This is a genomic window from Streptomyces sp. NPDC048521, assembly GCF_043199855.1.
GTDB lineage: Bacteria > Actinomycetota > Actinomycetes > Streptomycetales > Streptomycetaceae > Streptomyces.
In genome coordinates, this window is the sequence record NZ_JBICWR010000035.1 from 23,480 (window position 1) to 47,810 (window position 24,331).

22 protein-coding genes and 1 riboswitch are annotated in these 24,331 nt (G+C 70.5%); of the genes, 5 read left to right on the top strand and 17 right to left on the bottom strand.

Annotated features, from left to right (window positions below; translation table 11 throughout):
* Window positions 1-50: 50 nt before the first annotated feature.
* Window positions 51-491: an SRPBCC family protein gene (locus tag ACGFRF_RS40630; protein ID WP_393749015.1), complete on the bottom strand. Its 441-nt coding sequence runs from the start codon at window positions 489-491 to the stop codon at window positions 51-53.
* A gap of 122 nt (window positions 492-613) precedes the next feature.
* A complete protein-coding gene (locus ACGFRF_RS40635) occupies window positions 614-1,411 on the bottom strand; it encodes a metallophosphoesterase (RefSeq protein ID WP_393749017.1) in 798 nt (265 codons plus the stop codon).
* 296 nt (window positions 1,412-1,707) lie between these two features.
* Here ACGFRF_RS40635 and ACGFRF_RS40640 point away from each other — a divergent pair, with 296 nt between their 5' ends.
* Window positions 1,708-3,504 carry an AMP-dependent synthetase/ligase gene (locus ACGFRF_RS40640; protein ID WP_393749019.1) on the top strand — a complete coding sequence of 599 codons (1,797 nt, stop codon included), beginning with the start codon at window positions 1,708-1,710 and terminating at the stop codon, window positions 3,502-3,504.
* A 240-nt stretch (window positions 3,505-3,744) separates the two neighbouring features.
* On the opposite strand, the gene ACGFRF_RS40645 is transcribed toward ACGFRF_RS40640, so the two are convergent.
* Window positions 3,745-4,887, bottom strand: coding sequence for a glycosyltransferase family 4 protein (locus ACGFRF_RS40645; RefSeq protein ID WP_393749021.1), 1,143 nt, complete (start codon window positions 4,885-4,887; stop codon window positions 3,745-3,747).
* Between the two features lie 141 nt (window positions 4,888-5,028).
* Here ACGFRF_RS40645 and ACGFRF_RS40650 point away from each other — a divergent pair, with 141 nt between their 5' ends.
* Complete coding sequence (locus ACGFRF_RS40650) at window positions 5,029-6,264, top strand: glycosyltransferase 87 family protein (protein ID WP_393749023.1); 1,236 nt, start codon at window positions 5,029-5,031, stop codon at window positions 6,262-6,264.
* Window positions 6,265-6,785: 521 nt separating this feature from the next.
* Here ACGFRF_RS40650 and ACGFRF_RS40655 read toward each other — a convergent pair.
* From ACGFRF_RS40655 to ACGFRF_RS40675, 5 genes are all read right to left on the bottom strand, one after another.
* Window positions 6,786-7,973, bottom strand: a complete 1,188-nt coding sequence (locus ACGFRF_RS40655; RefSeq protein WP_393749025.1) for a hypothetical protein — start codon at window positions 7,971-7,973, stop codon at window positions 6,786-6,788.
* Window positions 7,974-7,999: 26 nt separating this feature from the next.
* A complete protein-coding gene (locus tag ACGFRF_RS40660) occupies window positions 8,000-9,010 on the bottom strand; it encodes an NlpC/P60 family protein (protein WP_393749027.1) in 1,011 nt (336 codons plus the stop codon).
* Between the two features lie 245 nt (window positions 9,011-9,255).
* Window positions 9,256-10,296, bottom strand: a complete 1,041-nt coding sequence (locus ACGFRF_RS40665; protein WP_393749029.1) for an NlpC/P60 family protein — start codon at window positions 10,294-10,296, stop codon at window positions 9,256-9,258.
* A gap of 211 nt (window positions 10,297-10,507) precedes the next feature.
* On the bottom strand, window positions 10,508-11,851 hold the full coding sequence (locus tag ACGFRF_RS40670) for an NYN domain-containing protein (protein ID WP_393749031.1): 1,344 nt from the start codon (window positions 11,849-11,851) through the stop codon (window positions 10,508-10,510).
* A gap of 45 nt (window positions 11,852-11,896) precedes the next feature.
* A complete protein-coding gene (locus tag ACGFRF_RS40675) occupies window positions 11,897-12,136 on the bottom strand; it encodes a hypothetical protein (RefSeq protein WP_029382693.1) in 240 nt (79 codons plus the stop codon).
* A gap of 152 nt (window positions 12,137-12,288) precedes the next feature.
* Here ACGFRF_RS40675 and ACGFRF_RS40680 point away from each other — a divergent pair, with 152 nt between their 5' ends.
* The gene (locus tag ACGFRF_RS40680) at window positions 12,289-13,080 is read left to right on the top strand and encodes a rhomboid family intramembrane serine protease (RefSeq protein ID WP_393749033.1); all 792 of its coding nucleotides are present in this window, start codon (window positions 12,289-12,291) and stop codon (window positions 13,078-13,080) included.
* Entirely contained in the window at window positions 13,077-13,358 is a 282-nt protein-coding gene (locus ACGFRF_RS40685) for an Lrp/AsnC family transcriptional regulator (protein WP_393749035.1), read from the top strand. Before ACGFRF_RS40680 ends, ACGFRF_RS40685 begins: the two co-directional genes overlap by 4 nt.
* A gap of 89 nt (window positions 13,359-13,447) precedes the next feature.
* Here the strand turns inward: ACGFRF_RS40685 and ACGFRF_RS40690 are convergent, their stop codons facing one another.
* From ACGFRF_RS40690 to ACGFRF_RS40715, 6 genes are all read right to left on the bottom strand, one after another.
* The gene (locus ACGFRF_RS40690; protein ID WP_393749037.1) at window positions 13,448-14,824 is read right to left on the bottom strand and encodes an aminotransferase class V-fold PLP-dependent enzyme; all 1,377 of its coding nucleotides are present in this window, start codon (window positions 14,822-14,824) and stop codon (window positions 13,448-13,450) included.
* Between the two features lie 182 nt (window positions 14,825-15,006).
* Window positions 15,007-15,123, bottom strand: a riboswitch (SAM riboswitch).
* A gap of 85 nt (window positions 15,124-15,208) precedes the next feature.
* Window positions 15,209-16,273 (bottom strand): anthranilate phosphoribosyltransferase, encoded by a 1,065-nt coding sequence (gene trpD / locus ACGFRF_RS40695; RefSeq protein WP_393749039.1) that lies wholly within the window; start codon window positions 16,271-16,273, stop codon window positions 15,209-15,211.
* A 121-nt stretch (window positions 16,274-16,394) separates the two neighbouring features.
* Window positions 16,395-18,056 (bottom strand): cytochrome bc complex cytochrome b subunit, encoded by a 1,662-nt coding sequence (locus tag ACGFRF_RS40700; protein WP_393749041.1) that lies wholly within the window; start codon window positions 18,054-18,056, stop codon window positions 16,395-16,397.
* Window positions 18,053-19,111, bottom strand: coding sequence for a Rieske 2Fe-2S domain-containing protein (locus ACGFRF_RS40705; protein WP_393749043.1), 1,059 nt, complete (start codon window positions 19,109-19,111; stop codon window positions 18,053-18,055). The genes ACGFRF_RS40700 and ACGFRF_RS40705 overlap by 4 nt, the downstream gene beginning before the upstream one ends.
* Window positions 19,108-19,920 (bottom strand): c-type cytochrome, encoded by an 813-nt coding sequence (locus ACGFRF_RS40710; RefSeq protein WP_393749045.1) that lies wholly within the window; start codon window positions 19,918-19,920, stop codon window positions 19,108-19,110. The genes ACGFRF_RS40705 and ACGFRF_RS40710 overlap by 4 nt, the downstream gene beginning before the upstream one ends.
* Window positions 19,921-19,979: 59 nt before the next feature.
* On the bottom strand, window positions 19,980-20,600 hold the full coding sequence (locus ACGFRF_RS40715; RefSeq protein ID WP_393749047.1) for a heme-copper oxidase subunit III: 621 nt from the start codon (window positions 20,598-20,600) through the stop codon (window positions 19,980-19,982).
* Window positions 20,601-20,754: 154 nt separating this feature from the next.
* On the opposite strand from ACGFRF_RS40715, the gene ACGFRF_RS40720 reads away from it, so the two are divergent.
* Complete coding sequence (locus ACGFRF_RS40720) at window positions 20,755-21,156, top strand: hypothetical protein (protein WP_393749049.1); 402 nt, start codon at window positions 20,755-20,757, stop codon at window positions 21,154-21,156.
* 80 nt (window positions 21,157-21,236) lie between these two features.
* Here ACGFRF_RS40720 and ACGFRF_RS40725 read toward each other — a convergent pair whose 3' ends face one another.
* From ACGFRF_RS40725 to ACGFRF_RS40735, 3 genes are all read right to left on the bottom strand, one after another.
* Entirely contained in the window at window positions 21,237-22,499 is a 1,263-nt protein-coding gene (locus ACGFRF_RS40725) for an Ig-like domain-containing protein (RefSeq protein ID WP_393749051.1), read from the bottom strand.
* Window positions 22,500-22,661: 162 nt separating this feature from the next.
* Entirely contained in the window at window positions 22,662-23,060 is a 399-nt protein-coding gene (locus ACGFRF_RS40730) for a cytochrome c oxidase subunit 4 (protein ID WP_393749053.1), read from the bottom strand.
* The coding region (locus ACGFRF_RS40735; RefSeq protein ID WP_393749055.1) for a cbb3-type cytochrome c oxidase subunit I at window positions 23,057-24,331 on the bottom strand (1,275 nt) is incomplete at its 5' end. The genes ACGFRF_RS40730 and ACGFRF_RS40735, both read right to left, overlap by 4 nt.

Sequence of the window (24,331 nt, forward strand, 5' to 3'; positions counted from 1 at the left end):
GACCGTCTCTCGGCCGACCGGACGGGTGGCCGGGTGGCCGGGTGGGAACGCTAGGGGGCCGACTCCACCCGCTTCTTCAGGCCCGCCAGGGCGCGGTCGATGATGACCTTCTCCGCCTTGCGCTTGATCATGCCGAGCATGGGGATCTTGACGTCCACCGTGAGCTGGTAGGTGACCTCGGTGGCGCCCGCGGTGGCCGGCTTCAGCAGGTAGGAGCCGTCCAGGGTGCGCAGCATCTGGGACTTCACCAGCGTCCAGGAGACCTCGTGGTCACCGGTCCAGGTGTAGGCCAGGGTCTGGTCGTCCTTGATGGCGCCGGCGTCCATGACGAGGCGGACCTGCTCGGCGCGGCCCCGCTCGTCGGTCGCGAGGACCTCCGCCTCCTTCACCTCGCCGGTCCAGTCCGGGTAGCGCGCGAAGTCGGCGATCACCGCCATGACGTCGGCCGGAGCGGCCTCGATCGTGATGCTCGAACTGGTGTGTTCCGCCATCGCCGTGGCTCCTCCAGATGCGGGCCGTATTGAGAAGTCTGTGTGCGCCGGGCTGCGCACGTGTGTGCAGCGTGAAGGCTACCGCGCCGCCGCCCTGCCGCCTTCATCCCAGGTCCCGCCGGTCACCATTCGAGCGCCCAGGGCTTCCCGGTCCCGGCGAAGTGGCCGACGTTGACGCACTCCGTCGCGCCGATCCGCATCCGGCGTACCAGCGGCTGGTGGACGTGCCCGAACAGGGAATAACGGGGTTTCGTGCGGCGGATGGCGTCCAGCAGGGCACGGCTGCCCCGCTCGAAGCGGCGTGCGACCGTGTCGTAGACCAGTTCGGGTACCTCCGGCGGGATGTGCGTGCACAGCACGTCGACCTCGCCGACGGCCTCGATCTTGGCCGCGTACTCCTCGTCACTGATCTCGTACGGCGTGCGCATCGGGGTGCGCAGGCCCCCGCCGACGAAGCCGAAGGTCCGGCCGCCGATCTCCACCCGCTGGCCGTCGAGGACGGTGGTGCCGGGCCGGGCGTACTCCCGCCACAACGGCGGCATGTCGACGTTGCCGTAGGTGGCGTACGTCGGGGTGGGAAACGCGGCGAACAGCTCGGCGTACTGCTTGCGCACCGCCTGCTCGATGGCCGCGGCCCGGTCGGTGCCGATGCCGGCCCACAGCCGGGCGCCGAACTCGCGGGCCTCGGTGAAGCGGCGGGCGGTGCGCAGCTCGACGATGCGGTCGGCGTTCTCCTTGCCGAACAGGTCCGGGAAGATCCCGCGCGAGTGGTCGGCGTAGTCGAGGAAGAGGACGAGGTCACCCAGACAGATCAGGGCGTCGGCACCCTCTGCGGCCCGGGCCAGGTCGCGGGCGTTGCCGTGCACGTCGCTCACCACGTGGACGCGCGTCCTTCGGTTGCCGGAGGGTGTGGATGCCATGGTGATCAAGCGTAGGCGTGTGCGGTCCGCGTGAACAGTGTCGGCCCGGCCTGCGGTTACTCGCCGGTCGGTTCAGCCGTGGACTACTGTGCGCGAAGGAACGCCCACCTGTGTGACGCAGCGAACATCTCACCGGGACCCCCTGTCGTAGACGCCATACCGGCGGGTAACGTCCGGGCAGTCCAGTCGTGCTCAGGATTTCAACATGTGAATTCCTGAGCACTTGCCCGAGCCTTGGACCGCACCGTCGCATCACACAGTGTCGTGGCGTCGGCGCCCTATGAGGAGCAGCAGTCTTGCGCGAGTTCAGCCTTCCGGCTTTGTACGAGGTCCCTGCGGACGGCAATCTGACCGACATCGTCCGCAGAAACGCCGCGCAGCATCCCGACGTCGCCGTCATCGCCCGAAAGGTGGGCGGTGTCTGGCAGGACGTGACGGCCCGGCAGTTCCTGGCCGAGGTGCGCACCGCCGCCAAGGGGCTCATCGCGGCCGGGGTGCAGCCGGGCGACCGGGTGGGCCTGATGTCCCGCACCCGCTACGAGTGGACCCTGCTGGACTTCGCGATCTGGAGCGCGGGCGCGATCACCGTGCCGGTGTACGAGACCAGCTCGCCGGAGCAGGTGCGGTGGATCCTGTCGGACTCGGGCGCGACCGCGTGTGTCGTGGAGCTGGACAACCACACGGCCGCCGTGGAGGCGGTGCGCGACGCGCTGCCCGCCCTGAAGAACGTCTGGCAGATCGAGGCCGGCGGTGTGGAGGAGCTGGGGCGGCTCGGGCAGGACGTGTCGGACGAGACGGTCGAGGAGCGCAGCTCGCTCGCCAAGGCCGACGACCCGGCGACCATCGTGTACACGAGCGGTACGACCGGGCGGCCCAAGGGCTGTGTCCTCACCCACCGCAGCTTCTTCGCCGAGTGCGGGAACGTGGTGGAGCGGCTGCGCCCGCTGTTCCGCACCGGTGAGTGCTCGGTGCTGCTCTTCCTCCCGCTCGCCCATGTCTTCGGTCGGCTGGTGCAGGTCGCGCCGATGATGGCGCCGATCAAGCTGGGCTGTGTCCCGGACATCAAGAACCTCACGGACGAGCTGGCCGCGTTCCGGCCGACGCTGATCCTGGGTGTCCCGCGTGTCTTCGAGAAGGTCTACAACTCGGCGCGAGCCAAGGCGCAGGCGGACGGCAAGGGCGCGATCTTCGACAAGGCCGCGGACGCCGCGATCGCCTACAGCAAGGCGCTGGACAGCCCCTCGGGCCCGTCGTTCGGCCTGAAGGTCAAGCACAAGGTCTTCGACAAGCTGGTCTACAGCAAGCTGCGCGCGGTCCTCGGCGGCCGGGGCGAGTACGCGATCTCCGGCGGCGCCCCGCTGGGCGAGCGGCTCGGCCACTTCTTCCGGGGCATCGGCTTCACCGTGCTGGAGGGCTACGGTCTGACCGAGTCCTGCGCGGCGACCGCGTTCAACCCGTGGGACCGGCAGAAGATCGGCACGGTCGGTCAGCCGCTGCCGGGCTCGGTGGTGCGGATCGCGGACGACGGCGAGGTGCTGCTGCACGGCGAGCACCTGTTCAAGGAGTACTGGAACAACCCGGGCGCGACCGCGGAGGCGCTGGCGGACGGCTGGTTCCACACCGGTGACATCGGCACCCTCGACGAGGACGGCTACCTGAAGATCACCGGCCGCAAGAAGGAGATCATCGTCACGGCGGGCGGCAAGAACGTGGCGCCGGCCGTGATAGAGGACCGGATCCGGGCGCACGCGCTGGTCGCGGAGTGCATGGTGGTGGGCGACGGGCGGCCGTTCGTGGGCGCGCTGGTCACCATCGACGAGGAGTTCCTGGGCCGGTGGGCCACCGAGCACGGCAAGCCGGCGGGCTCCACCGCGGCGTCGCTGCGCGAGGACCCGGATCTCATCGCCGCGATCCAGACGGCGATCGACGACGGCAACGCCGCGGTGTCGAAGGCGGAATCGGTGCGGAAGTTCCGCATCCTGTCCTCCCAGTTCTCGGAGGAGTCGGGCCACCTCACCCCGTCGCTGAAGCTCAAGCGGAACGTGGTGGCGAAGGACTACGCGGGCGAGATCGAGGCGATCTACGCCAAGTGACCGACGCGTTCGCTCATGGCGCGGTGTCCTCGGCGAGGACCCGCGCCGTCGTGCGTTCGGCGAGCGCGGTGACGGTGACGAACGGTTCGACGCCGATCGAGCCGCGCACGAGCGAGCCGTCGGTGACGTAGCACGGTCACACCGAGGATGTGACGTCTCGTCGGCTGACGTCCTATCAGTTCCGCCGTCCCGCACGCGGCATGGCGGATCTTCCGGCTCCCCCCAGAGCGTCGGCGCGGTTCAGAGCAAGTCTTTCAACCTCTCCGCCAGCAGGTCCCAGCGCCACTTCTCCTCGACCCACCGCCGGCCGCGCTCGCCCATGCGGCGGCGCAGTTCGGGGTCGCCCAGCAGGGCGACGATGCGTTCGGCGGTCTCGTCGGCCGAGCCGCCCCGGACCACCCAGCCGGTCTCCCCGTCCAGTACCGCGTCCGGTGCGCCGCCCGAGTCGCCGGCGACGACCGGGAGGCCGGTGGCGGACGCCTCCAGGTAGACGATGCCGAGACCTTCGACGTCCAGGCCGCCGCGCCGGGTGCGGCACGGCATCGCGAAGACGTCCCCGGCGCCGTAGTGCGCGGGCAGTTCGGACCAGGGCACGGCTCCGGTGAAGCGGACCGAGGCGGCGACGCCCGTGTCGCGGGCCAGCCGGCGCAGGTCCCGCTCGTAGGGGCCGCCGCCCACGACGAGCAGCACGGTGTCCGGCTCGGCGGCCAGGATGCGGGGCATGGCCCGGATGAGGGTGTCCTGGCCCTTGCGCGGCACCAGCCGGGAGACGCAGACCACGACCGGCCGGTCGGTGAGGCCGAGCCGCGCCCGCACCTCGTCGCCGCCGGAGGCGGGGTGGAAGGTCTTCTCGTCGACGCCGGGCGGCAGCTGCACCATCCGCCGGGCCGCCGCGGGCGTGAGCGCGGTCGCTATCCGGGAGCGGGTGTACTCGCCGAGGTAGGTGATCGTGTCGGTGGACTCCCCGATCCGGCGCAGCAGCCGCCGGGCGCCGGGCAGCTGGGCCCAGCCGGCCTCGTGCCCGTGGGTGGTGGCCACCAGCCGCTCGGCGCCGGCCCTGCGCAGCGCGGGCGCCATCAGGCCGAGCGGCGCGGCCGCCCCGAACCACACCGAGGTGCACCCGTGCTCCCGCAGCAGCCCGACCGCCCGCCGGGTGGCCTGCGGGGTGGGCAGCAGCATGGTCGTACGGTCGCGTACGACGGTGAAGGGCTGCTCGGCGTCGAAGGCGGCCGTGGCCTCGGCGCCCTCCCGGCCGCGCTTCCAGGTGGAGGCGTAGACGACCAGCCGGCCGGGGTCCAGGCGCAGGGCCATGTTGTGCAGGAAGGCCTGGATGCCGCCCGGTCGGGGCGGGAAGTCGTTGGTGACGATCAGGGTCTGGTGCATCGCCGCCGACCCTACCGAATCCGCCCCCGGGGACCGGGTGCGGCCGGGTCTGTGGCATGCGCACAGGTGCGCACGACATCATGGGCAGGGGGAATCGAACGGCACGGCAGGCGAAGCGGGAATCGAACGACAGGGGAGCGCGTGGAGACGAAGGCCGCTTGGCGGTCCCTGGCCCGGCTGCTCGTGACCTGGGGCGTCACCCGTGCGGTGCTGCTGCTGTTCGTCTTCCGGGTGTACGTCTTCCCGGGCCCGGACGTCACCTCCGACGTGTCGGTCATCTACCGCGGCTGGTACGAGGTCCTGCGGCACGGAACGTTTCCGCTGGACGACGTGACCTGGCAGTACCCGCCCGCCGCCGCCCTCGCGATCCTCTCCCCCGACACCCTGCCGTTCCTGTCCTACGCGCACGCCTTCTTCGTGCTCGCGTTCCTCGCCGACCTCGCCGTCCTCGTCCTGCTGCGGTGTCCGGGCGGTCGGCCGGGCCGGTCCACGCGCGGGGCCTGGGTGTGGGTGGCGGGGGTGCCGCTGCTCGGGCCGACGGTGTACGCCCGCTACGACGTGATGGTGACCGCGGTGGCCGTGGCGGCGCTGCTCGCCGGGGTCCGGCGCCCGCGGGTGATGGGCGCGCTGACGGCCTTCGCGGCGCTGCTGAAGGTGTGGCCCGCCCTGCTGCTGGTCGGGGCCGTGCGGCGCCGGGCGTGGGCGTCGGCGGCGGTGACCGCGGCGGGCGTCGCGGCGCTGTTCGCGGTGTCCATGCCCGGCGCCTTCGCCTTCCTGACCTTCCAGCGGGACCGGGGCACCGAGGTGGAGTCGCTGGGTTCCCTGGTCTTCCATGTGGCCCGGCACTTCGGCTGGAACGGCGAGGTGCTGCTGAACTACGGCTCGATCGAGTTTCTCGGCCCGTACGTGGACCAGGTCAGCACGGCGGCGCTGGCGCTGACCGGGGCCGCGTTCGGCTGGCTGCTGCTGTGGCGGCTGCGCGCGACCCGGTTCGCGCCGCACACCCTCGCCGACGCGGCCTTCACTGCGGTGCTGCTGTTCACGGTCACCAGTCGGGTGATCAGCCCGCAGTACCTCGTGTGGCTGATCGGGCTGGCCGCCGTCTGCCTGACCCACCGGGCGAGCCGCATGGCTGCGCCCGCGCTGATGGTCGTGCTCGCCTCCCTCGTGACGGTCCTGGAGTTCCCGCTCGGCTTCTCGCACGTGGTGGTCAGCGACTGGTACGGCATCACGCTGCTGGTGCTGCGCAACGGCCTGCTGGTCGCCGCCACGCTCACGGCGGCCCGTCGGCTGTGGCGCTCGACCGTGCCGCCCGCGGTGACCGTCCCGTTCCCGCCCCAGGCCACCCGGGCGACGGAGACCCCGGTCTCCTCCTGACGCCGGGCCCGCCGCGGCGGCAGCGCGACCCCCCGCACGGCACGGCCGGCGCGAGGCAGACACCGGGCGGACCGAGGCCGGACAGGGCGTACGCCAGGGGCAGCCGGACGCGGGGGCCGAGCAGGGTGACCCGGAGCAGCACGGGCGCTCCCCCACCGCCCCCGAACACCCCGCCGGACCCGAAGTCGCCCACCAGGCCGTGCTGTTCCTGCGCCGCGTCGGCCCGTACCTGCTGCCGACCTGCTTCATCGCGTGCGGGAGCGGCTGCGCGCCCCCAAGCAGGCGGAGACCAGCGACCATCTGCGCTCCAACGGTCCTGGCCTTCCTGCGGCACCTGGACGACCCGGCCGGGCAGGCCGCCGTGCCGGACTTCCTCCGGGCCCCGGCGAGCTTCTGCCACCGGCAGGGTCAGCCGGTGCGCGCGGAGGAGGCCGGCGGCGTGTTCCGGGAGGGCATGCCGCGGGTCGCCCCGGCCACCGGGAAGGCCGAACGGGAATGGCGGCGCGAGGCGATCGACACCCTCAGCCGAGCTGCGCCCCGACGTACTCCCGCCAGCGCGCGGTGAACTCCTTCGGGGTCGTGCCGAGCACCTTCTCCAGTGCCTGCTCGACCGCGCCCGCCCGCTTCCCGTGGGCGCCGACGGCCCGGTAGAAGGCGCCGAGCCGGGCCGTGCCCCAGTGGTCGGCGATCATCCGGCAGGCCAGCCAGCCGCCCTCGTAGGCCCGCGCCAGCTCGGTCGGGTCACCGGTGAAGCCGAAGTCCTTGTCGGCGGGCAGCGCGTCGGGCACCCGGCCGTCCTGGACGGCGCGGGCGAGTTCCGGCGCGATCTGCGCCGGGGTGCGGCCGGTACCGAGGTAGCCGGTCCAGTCGGCGTACCCCTCGGAGAGCCACAGCGGGGTGGCGGCGGTGGTGTGCGCGCGGGTCGCCACATGGGTGGTCTCGTGGGTGAGCACGACCTGCTTGCCGATGTCACCGAGCCCGGCGTACGCCTCGGGGTTGACGACCACCCGGTCCGCGGGCGCCGTGCCCGAGCCTCCCGTCTCACCGGTGGTGACGGCCGCGATGCCCCGGTAGTTCGCGGCGGGCGAGCCGAGCAGGCCGGCCATGCCCGCCAGGGAGCGCGGCACGAGGACGACGACCCGCCGGCTCCAGTCCGTTCCCCACTTCCCGGAGACGGCCGGGACCGCGCGGTCGGCCAGCCGGGCGAAGGGCCGCAGAGCGGCGGCCGGTTGACCGGCGCCCAGGACCAGGCTGCGCGCGCCCTGGACGGCGGTCACCGTCCCCTGGTCCCACAGCTGCTGCCCGGCCTGCCCGGCGGGACGGTCGGCGCTGACGTACCACTGTCCGCCGGCGGTGCGGGCGAGGGTCAGGGTGCGGCGGGCGTCGACGGGCGCCTTGTCGTAGCCGACGACGCGGTAGCGCAGCTCGGCGTCGGCGGTGGCGCCGGAGGAGGTGCGGTGCACGCCGGTGACCCGGTAGCTCCAGGAGGCCAGCGGGAGGGCCCGCAGCCGGGTGTACTCGGCGCGGGTGCCCGTCGCGCCGTACGCCGTCTCGTCATGGCCGAGGAGGGCGGCCGCGCGCCGGTCGAGCACATGCTGCACCTCGGCCCGGGCGGAGTCGGCCGTGGTCCGCCCGCCGCAGCCGGTCAGCGGCAGCAGCAGGCTGAGCCCCACGGCTCCGCTGCGCCACACCCGTCCACGACCAGCCACTTGCCGATCGTACGGCGCGGAGCGCGTCAGGGCCGGGTGACCGAGGCGACGGGCATCATGCCGACCGGGTCGTAGCGCACCGGGGCTCCCGGATAGGGCGCGTGGATCACCTGGCCGTTGCCGGCGTACATCCCCACATGGCTGGCGTCGGAACGGTAGACGACCAGGTCGCCGGGGCGGGCCTGGGAGAGCGGGACCTGCCGGCCGGCGAAGCGCTGCTCCTGCGAGGTACGCGGCAGATGGACGCCGGCACGGGCGTACGCCCACTGCATCAGGCCCGAGCAGTCGAACCCGAAGGGGCCGCTGGCGCCCCACACGTAGGGACGGCCGAGTGCGGCGCGGGCGGCGGCCAGGGCCGCGGCGGCGCGGGCGTCGGGGGCTGCGGCGCCGGTCAGGTCGGGCAGGTCGGTACGGCCGCCCCGGGAGGCGCGGTCGAAGGCGGCGCGGTCGGCGGCGGACAGGGAGTTCAGCAGCTGCCGTGCCTTGGCGAGCTTCTTCTCCACGGTCCGCTTGTGGGCGGCGACGGCCTTGCGGCTCTTCTCCAGCTCGGCGAGCTTGCCGGCCGCCTCCGCGCGCTCCTGGGTCAGCTCGCGCATCGCGGACCGCAACTCCCGGAGCTGACCGGCCTGCCGGGCGCCGATGCGGTCGAGGGTGGCGGCCTTGTCGAGGTAGTCGTCGGGGTCGTCGGAGAAGAGCAGGGCGACGGCCGGGTCGATGCCGCCGGAGCGGTACTGGGCGCCGGCCAGCGAACCGAGCCGCTCGCGCAGGGTGTTGATGCGCTGCTGCTGCCGGGCGACGTGGTCCTGCGCGTCGCGGACCTGGCGGCGCAGCGTGTCCGCCCGCTCCGCGGCCTTGTCGAAGGCCTGGGTCGCCCGCTCGGCCTCCTGGTAGAGCCGGTCCACCTCGGCACGGGTGGCGCCGTGCGGCTCCGCCTGCGCCGGTACGGCGCCGAACGCGGCGGCCGTGGCCGACAGCACGCACAGGGCGGTCGCGCCCCGGTCGAATCCGGAGGATGCAAGGCGGCGATGGGACCCCACGACAGTCCTTCTGCTGGCGGACAGAGACCGCTCCCCCGGCGCCTGGGGACGGGGAGGCCCGGCACCGGGGAAACGCGGCAGACAGTAGCCGTGCGGGACGGCCCCGGCCAAAGACCGCGGAGTCAACACACGGTGACGCCCCGCCGCTGACGCAGGTCAGCGGCGGGGCGTGGAGTCAGTTCCGGTTCACGGGATTCGCCCGTTCGGGCGCCACCAGGTGTGCGCGGGGCGAGGGTTGGGACGCCTCAGACCCGGACACCGAACATGAACGGGCCACCGATGGTGCTCATGGACTCGTACCGGACGACCGTGCCGGTGCGCGGGGCGTGCAGGACCCGGCCGTTGCCCGCGTAGAGGCCCACGTGGTGGATGTCGCTGAAGAAGAAGACCAGGTCGCCGACCTGGAGGTCGCTCTGCGAGTAGATGCGCGTGCCGATGTTGGCCTGGGCCTGCGAGGTCCGGGGTATGGCGACGCCGGCCTGGGCGTAGGCCCAGGAGGTCAGGCCCGAGCAGTCGAAGGAGGACGGGCCGGTGGCGCCGTAGACATAGGGCGAGCCGATCTTGCTCTGGGCGGCGGAGAAGGCCGCCGCGGCCCAGTTGGAGGCGGGCGGGGTGTCGCCGAGGTCCACGCGCTCGTTGGAGGAGCGGTTGGCGCGCTCCTGTTCTGCGGCGAGCGCGGCCTTCTCCTTGGCGGTCAGGGAGTTGAGGAGCTTCTGCGCCTCGGCGAGCTTGCCCTGGACCTCCTTCTTCCGCTGCTCCAGCTGGGTGCGCGTGGAGGACAGGTCCTTGAGCTTCTCGCTGGCCTCGGCCCGCTCCTGGGCGAGTTCGCGCTGTTTGTCCTGAATCTTCTTCAGCGCGTCGACCTGCTGGCTGCTCAACTGGTCGAGCGTGGAGGCCTTGTCGAGGTAGTCGTCCGGGTCGGAGGACAGGAAGAGCTGCACCGAGGGGTCGATGCCACCGGAGCGGTACTGGGCGGTGGCCAGCGAACCCAGGCCGTCACGGAGCTTGTTGAGCTCCTGCTGCCCGCGGGCGACGTTGTCCTGGATGGTGGAGATTTCCTTCTGCAGCTTCTGCTGCTTCTCCTTGGCGCCGTTGTACTTCTCGGTGGCCTGCTCGGCCTGCTCGTAGAGCTTGTCGACCTTCGCCTTCACCTCGTCCTTGCTCAGCTTCTCGCTGGGAGCGGCGTTGGCGGCGTTCGCGCTCAGCGCGACGGCAGCGGCGGCTGCGGTGGTCAGCACGGTGACACGCGTGCGGCTCGGCTGCTTGGGTCGACGGTGGGACGCCACGGAGGACGAACTCCTTCTTGTGAGTGATCACCTGTTCGGAGGTTCGAGCCCAGACCCTAGTGACCCAGTTGTGATCAGTTCAAATCCTCACAGCAAAAAACCTGCCACGCAATGCATTCTTTGCACACAACTCACCTGCAGTGACACCTGATTGACAATGCGCTGCGTGACGATACGGCCAATTCGGGCATTCCCTATGTCCGTTGGACCTTCAGGACAGTCGCTTCAGAAGCACCGCGGAGGCCACCGGCCGGGCACCCGCCCTGGCGACCCCGTCGGCCACCTCCCGGTCGGTGGAGGCGACGATGACCGGACGGCCCGGCGGCTCCGCGCGCACGAGCTGGCGGATCAGCTCGTCGGCCGTGACGCCCGGCTTGGAGAACAGCACCCGCACCCCGCGCGGCGGCGCGAGCAGCACCGGCGCGGCCAGTTCGGCACCGTCGAAGACACACGTCACCTCGGCGCCGGTCTGCGCGGCGAGCGCCGAGAGCTGGCCGAGCAGCCTGAGACGCTGCTTCTCCAGCGGCATCTGCGGATAGCCGGTCTTGGTGACGTTGTAGCCGTCGACCACCAGGTGCGCCTGCGGCAGCGCGAGCAACTGGTCGAGGATCGCCGGGTCGTTCTCGGACAGGGCGCGCGCCGCGATGTCCTTCGGCGTCATCCGTCCCGGTTCGACCGCGTCCACGGTCTCGGCCGGGCGCACGGACACCGGGGGCAGGGCCAGTTCGCGCCGCAGCCCCTGGGTCGCGTCCAGCAGGGTGTCGAGCAGCAGCCGCACCCGCATGTCCTCCACGCTGCGGCCCTCGCGGGCGGCCCGCCGGGTGGCCTCCAGCGCGGCCTCGGCCTCACCCAGGCGGGCCTTGAGCCGCCGGGACTCACTCTCCGCGGCCGACACCTGCGCCTGCGCCTCGGCGCGCACGGCGTCCATCTCGCCCTGCGCCTTGCGGATGGCGGCCTCGCCCCGCTTGACGTCGCTGAGCGCGGCACGCAGCTTACGGTGAAGCGCTTCCGCTTCCCTCTTCGCCGACTCCAGTTCCGTGCGCAGCCGCTCGGTCTCGGCCCGGGTGTGGTCGCGGGCCTGGGCCAGTTCGGCGCGCAGCCGCTCCAGTTCGGCCCGGTTCTCCTCGTCCGCCCGCTCGGCGTCCGCGCGCTGCGCCTCCTCGCCGGCCGCGGTGACCAGCTTCACCCAGCCCGCCGGGCGCAGTACGTATGCCGCGGCCGCCACGTCGAGCGGGTCCGCGGCCGGGGGCGGGGAGCCGGAGTCGAGGGCGCCGGCGAGTTCCGGCTGCGCCTCTCTGAACTTCTCCCCGATCCGCTGCCGGAACAGTGGATCGGTCTCCAGGGCCGCCGCCATCGCGTTCCCGGCGAACTTCGCCCGGCGATTAGGGGTGAACCGGGCATACTGCCTCAGCTGCCCCGGCAGTTCCGCCATGGTCAGGCCGCCGAAGCCGTCCGAGACGATCTGTACGACCCGCCGGCGCACGCCGTCGGGCAGCGGACGGTCAAGCACCTCAGCGGTGCCGTCGCCCGGCCCCCCGCCTGCGGTCTCCACCATCCGTCACACCCCACTACTTCTTCCGCCTCTTCGGGGCCGCTCCGCTCAGGAGCCGGCTCCCGGCCTGTCCACGAGTTCCACCTGGTCCACCGCGTTGCACCAGCGGCAGCGCACCGATTCGATCGTCTCACTGACCACCTCGCGCTCCTCCACCGTCGGCTCGCCCGCCAGATCGAGGTGAACGTACTCGACGACCTTCGACGAGCGGGTCACGTCGAACCGGGTGAGATTGCCGCACAGGGCGCAGCGCCATCGCGTCGTGGCGGTCGGCAGGGGAACCGTCATCGTGTGGTCCGCTTCCTTCTCGTCTCGGGCCGCGCCGCCGGCCGACGCGTGTGGCTCGTAACCCTACGGCCTGGCGGGTGCTCGCCGCCCGTCCGTTCACGGCGGCGAGGCGGTCTGTCAGCTTGCGTCCGGTTACGTCATGCTCTGTAGTCATGATCAGCACCTGGAGCACGGCGGTCGGCAGGACATTCAGAGCGGTCCGGGGGACCTCGGCGCCGGTGACACACGGCCTGATCGCCCTGTGCTGCCTGATCTTCGTCCTGGGTCCCGCCTCCGGGCTCACTCCGGCGTACGGCGCCGGGGACACGCTGCTCGCCGCGCAGCGGGCGTACTTCCGCCACTGGGGCGTGGTCCCGGCCGAGCTGTTCGACGGAGCCGTCCGCGAGGCGCTCACCCCGGCCACCGCTCTGTTCGTGCACGGCAGCTGGGTGCATCTGCTCGGCAACATGCTCTTCCTCTTCGTCTTCGGAGCGATGACAGAGGAGCGGATGGGCCGGGTGCACTTCACCCTCTTCTACGCCGGCTGCGGATACCTGGCCCTGCTCGGCTACGCGGCCGCCAACGCCGCCTCCGAGCAGTCGCTGGTGGGCGCCTCCGGGGCGATCTCGGCGGTCCTCGGAGCGTTCCTCTACCTTTTCCCCCGCGCCCGCGTCACCAGTCTTCTGCCGTTCCTGTTCTTCCTGCCGATGCGCTTCCCGGCCTGGGTGGTGCTGCCCTTCTGGGCGGCCCTGCAGTGGCTCGCGGCGGGCCGCGCCTCCGACGGCCCGGGCGTCGCCTACCTCGCGCACCTGGTCGGCTTCGGGCTCGGCTTCGGCTACGCATGGGTGCGCTACGGCAGCAGGAGGGGCCCGAAGGGCGGCCTGGACAGGGCGGTGGCGGGAGACGGGCGGGCTAGAGTGAAGTCCGCACCGGCCCCGGCGTCCGAGGGAGAGAACCAGCCGTGATCACCGCGATCGTCCTCATCAAGACCAGCGTGGACCGGATCCCCGAGATCGCGGAGCAGATCGCCTCGCTGGAGAGCGTCAGCGAGGTCTTCTCGGTCACCGGCACCTACGACCTGATCGCCATGGTCCGGGTACGGCAGCACGAGGACCTGGCCGAGGTCATCCCCGGCCGGATCAGCAAGATCCCGGGTGTGGAGGGCACCGACACGCACGTCGCGTTCCGCACCTACTCCCAGCACGACCTGGAGGCCGCGTTCGCGATCGGCCTCGACAACTAGCAGGTGCGCGCTCCCGCCGTGAACGAGCGTGCGCGCACGGCGTCACGCGGCAGGCGGGAGTTCGACGACAGGGCCCAGGTCGGCCGGCCTCACACGGCCGGGACGCAGCGGCCGTCCTCGGTGCGGTAGGTCCACTTCGCGCCCTCGGCCACCAGCTCCTTGACCGCCGTGACGAACCGCTCCACGTGCTCGTCCGGCGTGCCCGCGCCGAAGCTCACCCGGACGGCGTTGAGGGACTTCTCGCCCGGGGCCGCCTCCGGTGCCCCGCACTCGCCCTGGCTCTGCGGGTCGCTGCCCAGCAGGGTGCGGACCAGCGGGTGGGCGCAGAAGAGGCCGTCGCGGACGCCGATGCCGTACTCGGCGGAGAGGGCGGCGGCGAAGTGGGAGCTGTTCCAGCCCTCGACGACGAAGGAGATCACACCGACGCGCGGGGCCTCGTCGCCGAAGAGGGAGAGGATCCGGACCTCCGGGACCTCGGCCAGGCCTTCGCGGACAGTGCGGACGAGGTGCTGCTCACGGGCGACGAGGCTGTCCCAGCCGGCCTCGGTGAGCGCCTTGCAGGCGGAGGCGATGGAGTAGGCGCCGATGACGTTCGGAGAGCCGGCCTCGTGGCGGGCGGCACTCTCGTGCCACTCCACGTCCACTCCCCCGTCGGTGCGCCGGGTGACCTTGCGGCTGGCGCCGCCGCCCGCCAGGTACGGCTCGGCCGCCCGCAGCCAGTCGGCGCGGCCGGCCAGGACACCGGAGCCGAACGGGGCGTACAGCTTGTGCCCGGAGAAGGCGACCCAGTCGACGCCCAGCTCACGGATGTCCACCGGGTGGTGCGGGGCGAGCTGGGCGGCGTCCAGGACGATCCGGGCGCCGTGCGCGTGGGCCGCGGCGGCCAGCTCGCGCACCGGCCACAGCTCGCCGGTGACATTGGAGGCTCCGGTGACGCAGACCAGGGCCGGGCGGTGGCCCCCTTCGATGGAGACAGTGCGGTCGGCGAGGGCCCGCTCCAGGGTCTCGACGGCCTGCCGCGGGGTGCGCGGGGCGTCGAGGTAGGTGACCTGCGCGTCCTGCCAGGGCAGCAGGGAGGCGTGGTGCTCGGTCTCGAAGACGAAGACCTGGCAGTCGGCCGGGAGCGTGCGGGCGAGGAGGTTGAGGGAGTCGGTGGTCGACCGGGTGAAGATCACCTGGTCGCTCTCCCGGCAGCCGAGGAACTCGGCGACGGCCTTGCGGGCGTTCTCGAACAGGTCCGTGGAGAGCTGGGAGAGGTAGCCGGCGCCGCGATGGACACTGCCGTAGTACGGGGCGTAGGCGGCGACGTCGTCCCAGACTCGCTGGAGGGCGGGGGCGCTGGCCGCGTAGTCGAGGGCCGCGTAGGTGACTTCGCCGCCCGTCACGAGCGGGACGGTGACATCCCGTCCCAGAACGGGCAGCGGGGCGCAAACGGTCTGGTCGGTGGCAGCGGTGGAGACGGACATGGGTGAACTCCCGTGTGAGCAGGCGGAACTCACCGCACGAGCGGACAGGGCTCGAGCGCGGATGAGGTGAAAAGGGGTGTGCGGAGGCGGGGCTCTGCGGCCCTATCGCATTCGCTTGCTCACGGAAGGCTCCCTCGATGACCAGGACCCCTGGTCCCGCGCTCGGTCAGAAGCGCGCGAGGGGTCCGCGCTTGCCGCAGACCTTGCTGTCTGCGACCTGGTCTTCACCCGGGGCACCCCGCCACGGACGGAGGGTTGCCGGACAGTCGGCCGGGGCCTCATGACTGTCGCTCATGACCTGGTCCAACATCCTGCCATACGATCTTCGGCGCGCAAGGCGCAGTCCACCATCCGGACTGCGCCGTACGTCGCACCGCACCGGGGTCAGGCGTTGCTCGCCGCCACCCACCGCTCCAGCGCCCGCTTGGCCGCGCCCGAGTCGATCGACTCCCGCGCCTCGGCCATACCGGCGCGCAGCTGGTCGGCGAGTGGGGCGTCCGTCGGCCGCAGGGCGGCCAGCGCGGCCGCCGAGTTCAGCAGTACCGCGTCCCGCACCGGACCCTGCTCGCCGTCCAGCAGGCGGCGGGCGACCTCCGCGTTGTAGGCCGCGTCGGCGCCGCGCAGGGCCTCCACGGGGACGAGGTCGATGCCCACGTCCCGCGGGTCGAAGGTCTCCTGCGTGACCTTGCCGTCGCGGACCACCCACACCTGGGAGGTGGCGGTGACGGTCAGCTCGTCCAGGCCGTCGTCGCCCCGGAAGACCAGCGCGGAGTTGCCGCGCTCGGCGAGGACACCGGCCACGATCGGCGCCATGCGCGGGTCGGCCACCCCGACCGCCTGGGCGCGCACCTTGGCCGGGTTGGTCAGCGGACCGAGCACGTTGAAGGTCGTGCGGATACCCAACTGGCCGCGCGCCGCGGCCACATGGCGCAGGGACGGGTGGAACCTCACCGCGAAGCAGATGGTGATGCCGGCCTCTTCGGCGACCTCGGCGACCCGCTTCGGGGTCAGGTTCAGGTTGATCCCGAGTTGCTCCAGGACGTCGGAGGACCCGGAGGCGGAGGACGCGGCGCGGTTGCCGTGCTTGACGACCTTCGCGCCGGTGCCCGCGACGACGATCGAGGACATCGTGGAGATGTTCACCGTCTTGGCGCCGTCGCCGCCGGTGCCGACGATGTCGACCGCCGGGCCGGGCACTTCGATCACGTTGGCGTGCTCGTACATCGTCCGGACGAGTCCGGAGATCTCCGCGACCGTCTCGCCCTTGGCCCGCAGCGCCACCATGAAGCCGGCGATCTGGGCGTCGGTCGCCTCGCCGCGCATGATCAGGTCCATCGCCCACGCGGTCTCGTCGGCGGACAGATCACGGCCCTCCAGCAGGCCGTTCAGCAGGGCGGGCCAGGAACGGCCCGCCGCGGTGTCGCCTCCAGCGGGGGTCACAGCGCTCATCAGCCGCTCCTGGTACACAGTCCTGCAAGGTCGTACACCACCCTATCCAGCCCGGGACACGGCGAAGGGCCCCGTCCGCAACCCGGACGGGGCCCTTCAGCGTGGCGTGGCGACGCGGGGATCAGTGGTGGCCGTGGCCGCTCGTGATCTCCTTGTACTCCTCGACGGTCGGCTTCGGGATCTGGTTGTCCTCGCCGTAGTAGGCGTTGGAGAGCTTCGCACGCAGCTTCTCCGAGCCCGTCACCTTGCGCTGGACACCGTTCTCGTCCACCGCCGGGCCGATCTCGGCCGGCTGGTACTGCTCGTGCGCGGTGAGCGTGTGCAGCTGCTCCTGGCTGAGCGGCTCGTGCACCTCGATGAACTCACCGTGCGGCAGCCGCTTGATGATGCCGGTCTCGCGACCGTGCAGCACCTTGTCGCGGTCGCGGCGCTGCAGACCCAGGCAGATCCGCTTGGTCACGAGGAACGCGACGACCGGTCCGACGAAGAACCCGATCCGGACGAACCAGGTGACGGCGTTGATCGACAGGTGGAAGTGCGTGGCCCACAGGTCGTTTCCGCCGCCGACCAGGGTGATCATGTAGACGGTCACCCAGGCGACACCGAAGGCGGTGCGGGTCGGGGCGTTGCGCGGGCGGTCCAGGATGTGGTGCTCGCGCTTGTCGCCGGTGACCCAGGACTCGAGGAACGGGTAGACCGCGATCAACGCGAGGACCAGCGGGAAGAGCACCAGCGGGATGAACACGCCCAGGACGAGCGTGTGACCCCAGAAGCTGATCTCCCAGCCCGGCATGAAGCGGATCAGGCCCTCGGCGAAGCCCATGTACCAGTCGGGCTGGGCGCCGGTGGACACCTGGTCCGGGCGGTAGGGACCGATGGCCCAGATCGGGTTGATCTGCGCGACCGCCGCGATGATCGCGATGACACCGAAGACCAGGAAGAAGAAGCCTCCGGCCTTGGCCATGTAGACCGGCAGCAGCGGCATGCCGACGACGTTCTTCTCGGACTTTCCGGGGCCCGCGAACTGCGTGTGCTTGTGGTAGAAGACCAGGATCAGGTGGCCGACCACCAGACCGAGCATGATGCCCGGCAGCAGCAGGATGTGGACCGAGTAGAACCGCGCCACGAAGTCGTGGCCCGGGAACTCCCCGCCGAAGAGGAAGAACGACAGGTACGTGCCGACGATCGGCACGGACAGGATCGCGCCCTCCATGAAGCGGACACCGGTGCCGGAGAGCAGGTCGTCCGGGAGCGAGTAACCGGTGAAGCCGGTGAACATGCCCAGGACGAACAGCAGGAAGCCGAACAGCCAGTTGATCTCACGCGGCTTGCGGAACGCGCCGGTGAAGAACACGCGCATCATGTGCACGAACATGCCGGCGAGGAAGATCAGCGCGGCCCAGTGGTGGATCTGCCGGACCAGCAGACCACCGCGCACGTCGAAGGAGATGTGCAGGGTCGAGCTGAACGCCTCGGACATCAGCTGTCCCTGGAGCGGGACGTAGCTGCCGTGGTACTCCACCTCGTTCATCGACGGGTGGAAGAACAGCGTCAGGTAGACACCCGTGAGGATGATGATGATGAAGCTGTAGAGGCAGACCTCGCCCAACATGAACGACCAGTGGTCGGGGAAGATCTTGCGCATGTTGGCCTTGGCCAGGGAGTAGATCCCGAGCCGGCCGTCGGCCCAGTCGGCGATCCGCTCGCCGGCCGGTGCCTTTCCGCGAGAGCGGCCCGCCGCGTCGGCGGCAGACGAGCTCTTCTCGTTCGGTGCAGTACTCATCCGCGCTCCCAGAATGCAGGACCGACGGGCTCCTCGAAGTCGCCGAGCGCCTGGAGGTAACCCTCACTGTCCACACCGATGCGCAGCTGCGGCAGGGCGTGGCCGGCGGGGCCGAAGATCACTCGGGCACCGTCGGAGAGGTCGAAGGTGGACTGGTGGCACGGGCACAGCACGTGGTGCGTCTGCTGCTCGTACAGCGAGATCGGGCAGCCGACGTGGGTGCAGATCTTGGAGAACGCGACGATGCCCTCGTGCGACCAGTCGAGCTCGCGCTTGTCCTTGATGTTGCCGGGCTGCAGCCGGACGATCATCAGGGCCGCCTTGGCGATCTCCGTCTGGAACTCCTCGTCCTTCTCCTCCAGGCCGTCGGGCATGGCGAAGGTGAGCGAGCCGACGGCGACGTCCTCGGGACGCAGCGGCTGGTTCGTGTTCATGTTGACCAGACGCTTGCCCTTGGCCCACAGCGTGTGGCGCAGCGTGCTGTGGGGCAGCGGGCCGAGGTCACGCAGCAGCATGACGCCGGAGAGCGGCACCAGGGTGAGCGCCCCGAGCATCGTGTTGCGGATCAGCTTGCGGCGGCCGAGCGCCGATTCCTTGGCGCCCTGACGGAAGTCGTCGTGGACCTTCGTGCGCACATCGGCCGGAGCCTCGATGGCGTGCCGCTCGTCGGCGATCTCCACGTCGGACATCAGGGTGCGGGCCCAGTGGACCGCGCCCGCGCCGATGCAGAACAGCGCCACACCGAGGGTCAGACCCAGCGCGAAGTTCAGCGCGCTGAGGTGCCCGATCGGGAAGACGAAGATCGTCTTGTCGTGCGGGATCGCGACGTACGCGGCGATGAAGGCCACGGTGGCCAGCATCGACACCGTGAACAGCAGGGCGACCACACGCTCGGACCGCTTGGCGGCCCGCTCGTCGATGTCCTGGATCCGGTGCTCGTGCGGCGGCAGACCCGGGTCGGCGAACGGGTTCTCCTCGTCCGCGACGCTCACGGCGCCGTGCGCGTGGCCCTGCTCAGCGGGCAGGTTCTCTTCTGGAATGTCTTGGCTACTCATGACTTCTTGGCCTTTGCGGTCCGAGCGGCGACCCAGACGGCGACCGCGATCAACGCGCCCAGACCGAAGATCCAGGCGAACAGACCCTCACTGACCGGCCCGAGGCCGCCCAGCTCCATACCGCCCGGGTTGTCCGTCTCGTCACTGTTGACCGTGTGCAGGTACGCGATGATGTCCTTCTTGTTCTTCTCCGACAGAGTGGTGTCGGGGAAGGACGGCATGTTCTGCGGGCCGGTCTGCATGGCCTCGTAGATGTGCTTGGGAGAGACGCCCTCGAGGTTCGGGGCGTACTTGCCCTTGGTGAGCGCACCACCCTTGCCGGTGAAATTGTGGCACTGCGCACAGTTGGTGCGGAAGAGCTCGCCGCCCTTGGCGATGTCCGCGCCTGCCGGACCGTACTGCTGCTCGGTCGGCACGTTCGGGCCGGCGCCCAGCGACGCGATGTACGCGGCGAGCTGGTCGATCTGGGCCTGCGTGTAGACGGGCTTCTTGCGCGGGACCTGGGCGCCCTGCGAGGTGGCGGCCGGCATACGGCCGGTGCCGACCTGGAAGTCGACGGCCGCGGCGCCGACGCCGACCAGGCTCGGCCCGTCGGAGGAGCCCTGGCCACCGGTGCCGTGGCAGCTGGCGCAGCCTACCTCGTAGAGCTTCTTGCCCTCCTTGATGGTCAGGGACTGGGAGGTCTCATCGGCCTGCGCCTTGCCCGCGGGCGCGAACGCGGCGTACAGCCCCCCAGTGGCCGCCAGCGCGAGGAGTAGGACGACGACCGCCGCCAGCGGATGGCGTCGTCGTGCGGAGAGCTTTTTCACGGATTACCCCGGTGTCAGGATCTTCTGCGTCGATGCTTCGGATGCGGGAGCGGTCCCGGCTACTTGATCAGGTAGATCGTGGCGAAGAGGCCGATCCAGACCACATCGACGAAGTGCCAGTAGTAGGACACGACAATGGCGGCGGTCGCCTGCTCGTGCGTGAACCTCTTCGCCGCGTAGGTGCGGCCGAGGACCAGCAGGAAGGCGATGAGACCGCCTGTCACGTGCAGGCCGTGGAAGCCGGTGGTCAGGTAGAACACCGAGCCGTACGGGTCGGAGGACAGCGAGATGCCGTCCTTCTTCACCAGCTCCGTGTACTCGTAGATCTGACCGCCGATGAAGATCGCACCCATGATGAAGGTGAGGATGAACCAGCCACGGAGCTTCTTCACGTCGCCGCGCTCGGCAGCGAACACGCCGAGCTGGCAGGTGAGGGAGGAGAGCACCAGGATCGTGGTGTTCGTCGCGGAGAAGGGCACGTTGAGCGCGTGCGCCTGCTCCTTCCAGTGAGCCGGTCCGGTCACCGACCGGAGGGTGAAGTACATCGCGAAGAGGGCCGCGAAGAACATCAGCTCGGAACTCAGCCAGATGATGGTTCCGACGCTGGTGAGGTTCGGCCGGTTGACCGACGGGTGCGCGTGCCCGGTTTCTACTGTCGTTGCTGTCGCCACGACCGACATTATGTCGGTCGCTTATCCAGCCCTCACTCCGGGGGGTGCCGTTCGGAGTGTTGCTGCCCGTCGAACCGGTACTGACGTGGTGTTCATGGGAGTAACATCCGCCCAAACGGCCCCGTCCGTCCTGTCCGTACGACGCTGACGTCTCGGAGGAACAATGCAGCCGACCGCCACGGTGCTGGTCTACAGCGACGACTCCAACACCCGCGAACAAGTACGGCTGGCCGCCGGGCGCCGGCCCGCCCCGGACGTCCCCCAGATCGAGTTCGTGGAGTGCGCCACGCCCGCGGCGGTGCTGAGCGAGCTGGACAAGGGCGGCATCGATGTCTGCGTGTTCGACGGCGAGGCCGTGCCGATGGGGGGCATGGGGATGTGCCGGCAGATCAAGGACGAGGTGTTCGACTCGCCGCCGGTGCTGCTGCTCATGGGCCGGCCCCAGGACGCCTGGCTGGCCACGTGGAGCCGGGCCGACGCCGCTGTGACGTTGCCGGTGGATCCGGTGGAGTTCGCCTCGGCGCTGGCCTCTCTGCTGCGTCGGAAGCGGTTGCTGAGCGCCTAGCGGGGTGGGGTGCGGGGCTCGTGCGCGGCTGCCGGTCCGGTGTGGCCTGTCGCGCCGTTCCCCGCACCCCTCAGGGGCGCTCACACGGCGGTCGGCTGCAGGCGCACGGCGTCCCCGGGGGCCGGGCCGTCCGGGGTGGCGTTGACCAGCGCGCTGCCCGTGCGCCACTTCTTCCAGTCGAGGTTCCAGTCGCCGAAGCCGTTGCCGAAGGGCTCCATGGGGTCGCCGTCGGAGTTGACGACCTTGACGATGTCGCCCTCGCGGACGTTGTCGAAGAACCACTCGGCGTTGGACGTGCTCATGCCGGTGCAGCCGTGGCTGACGTTCGCATACCCCTGCGAGCCCACGGACCAGGGGGCGGCGTGGACGTACTCGCCGGACCAGGTGACCCGGGTGGCGTAGTAGACCGGCAGGTCGTAGGAGTCGGAGGTGCCCTCGGCGATGCCGACGGTGGTGCCGCGCATCCGTACGAAGTACTGCTTCTCCAGTACGACCTTGACGCCGTTGCGGGTCTCGAAGCCGGGCTTGCCGGTGGTGACGGGGATCTGCTCGATCTGCCGGCCGTTCTTGTAGTACGTGAGCTGGTGCGCGGCGGCGTCCGTGACGACCTCGACCCGGTCGCCCGTGGTGATCTTCAGCGCCTTGGACTTCCCGCCCCACAGCCGGTCGCTGATCTTGATGCCGTCCAGGTTGCTGTGCACCTGGACGGTGGCGTGGGCGGGCCAGTACTCCTTGGGGCGGTAGTGGAGTTCCTTGCCGCTCACCCAGTACCAGGAGCCCTGCACGGCCGGTACGGAGTCCACCCTGAGGGAACGCTCCACGACGGCCCGCTGCGCCTTGTCCTTGATCTCCTGGTCGAGTTGGGCCGTGACGGGCTGCCCGACGCCGTACTCGCCCGCGACCGGCCCGAACGTGACGCTCAGGCGCTTCTTGCTGGTGGGCTTGCTGGTGTCGAACGTGAGGACCTTGCGGCCGGGCGCGCCGTCCTCGTCCTCGGTGCTCACCACGACCGTGTAGTGGGCGTTGGCGGCCAGCGGTGAGGTGCTGTGCCACCGGCTGCCGTCGGCGGCGAGTTCGCCCGCCACATAGCGCCCTGTGGAGTCCTGGGCGGTGACGTCGGTGATGCGGCCCTCACCGCTCTTGGCGGTGACCTCGAGGGGCTTGTCCGGGTCGGCCCGCTTCTCTGCACCGGTGGGGCCGTTGAAGGAGATCAGGTCCGCCGCGTCGTACGGCCTGGCCGACAGGGGGTTGCCGTCCGAACCGCAAGCGGTGACGCCCGCGCCGAGGGCGGTCACCAGCAGGGTGCAGCTGACGACGGTGCGGGTCCGCGGAGTGTGGTTCATACGATCACGCTATGAGCTGTTGACCGTACCGGCATGGCGGGTAACCCGTACGAGCGATGCACATTGCGGCAAAGGACGGACACGCCGGGTGCGTCCGGAGAAAGACGGGAGCCCGGACCCCCTGACGGAGGGTCCGGGCTCCCGGCGCGTGTTCTCGCGTGCCTACTGGGTGCGGTTCTCACCGTGGTAGTACTCGAACACCCAGCCGAACAGGCCGATCATGATGATCGGTGCCGCGAAGTAGATCAGCCACCAGCCGACCGCGATGCTGAGGAACGCGATCGCACCGCCGACGCCCAGCATGAGCGGCTGCCAGCTGTGCGGGCTGAAGAAGCCCAGCTCGCCCGCGTCGTCCGCGACGTCGGCCTCCTTGTCGTCCTGGGCACCCGCGTCGACCCGCCGGGCGGTGAAGCCCAGGTAGAAGCCGATCATGACGCTCAGGCCGAAGGCCAGGAAGAGTGCGGTGGTACCGGCCGGCTCCTTCGACCACACGCCATACACGATGGCCATGATCAGGATGAAGACGCTCAGCCAGATGAACATCCGACCCTGGATCTTCACTTGCCGGCCTCCTTGCTGCCCGCGATGGCGGTGCCATGACCGGCGTGCTCGAGCTGCTCGAGCGCGGCGATCTCAGGGTGGTGCAGGTCGAACGCCGGGGATTCGCTGCGGATCCGCGGCAGGGTGAGGAAGTTGTGCCGCGGCGGCGGGCAGGAGGTCGCCCACTCCAGCGAACGGCCGTAACCCCACGGGTCGTCCACGCCGACCGGCTTGCCGTACTTGGCCGTCTTCCACACGTTGTAGAGGAACGGCAGGATCGACAGGCCGAGCAGGAACGAGCTGATGGTCGAGACCGTGTTCAGGGCGGTGAAGCCGTCGGCCGCCAGGTAGTCGGCGTACCGGCGCGGCATGCCCTCGGCACCCAGCCAGTGCTGGACCAGGAAGGTGCCGTGGAAGCCGATGAACAGCGTCCAGAAGGTGATCTTGCCCAGGCGCTCGTCGAGCATCTTGCCGGTCCACTTCGGCCACCAGAAGTGGAAGCCGGAGAACATGGCGAAGACGACCGTACCGAAGACCACGTAGTGGAAGTGGGCCACCACGAAGTACGAGTCGGAGACGTGGAAGTCCATCGGCGGCGAGGCCAGGATGACACCGGTCAGACCACCGAACGTGAAGGTGATCAGGAAGCCGGTCGCCCAGAGCATGGGTGTCTCGAAGGACAGACTGCCCTTCCACATCGTGCCGATCCAGTTGAAGAACTTCACACCGGTCGGGACGGCGATCAGGAAGGTCATGAAGGAGAAGAACGGCAGCAGCACACCACCGGTGACGTACATGTGGTGGGCCCACACCGTCACGGACAGACCGGCGATCGCGATGGTCGCGGCGATCAGGCCCATGTAGCCGAACATCGGCTTGCGCGAGAACACCGGGATCACTTCGCTGATGATGCCGAAGAACGGCAACGCGATGATGTACACCTCTGGATGGCCGAAGAACCAGAAGAGGTGTTGCCACAGCAGGGCGCCGCCGTTGGCGGCGTCGAAGACATGGGCGCCGAACTTGCGGTCCGCCTCCAGTGCGAACAGCGCGGCCGCCAGGACCGGGAAGGCCAGCAGGACCAGCACACCGGTCAGCAGCACGTTCCACACGAAGATCGGCATGCGGAACATGGTCATGCCCGGCGCGCGCATGCAGATGATCGTGGTGATGAAGTTGACCGAGCCGAGGATGGTGCCGAAGCCGGAGAAGGCCAGACCCATGATCCACATGTCGGCGCCGATACCCGGCGAGCGGACCGCGTCCGACAGCGGGGAGTAGGCGAACCAGCC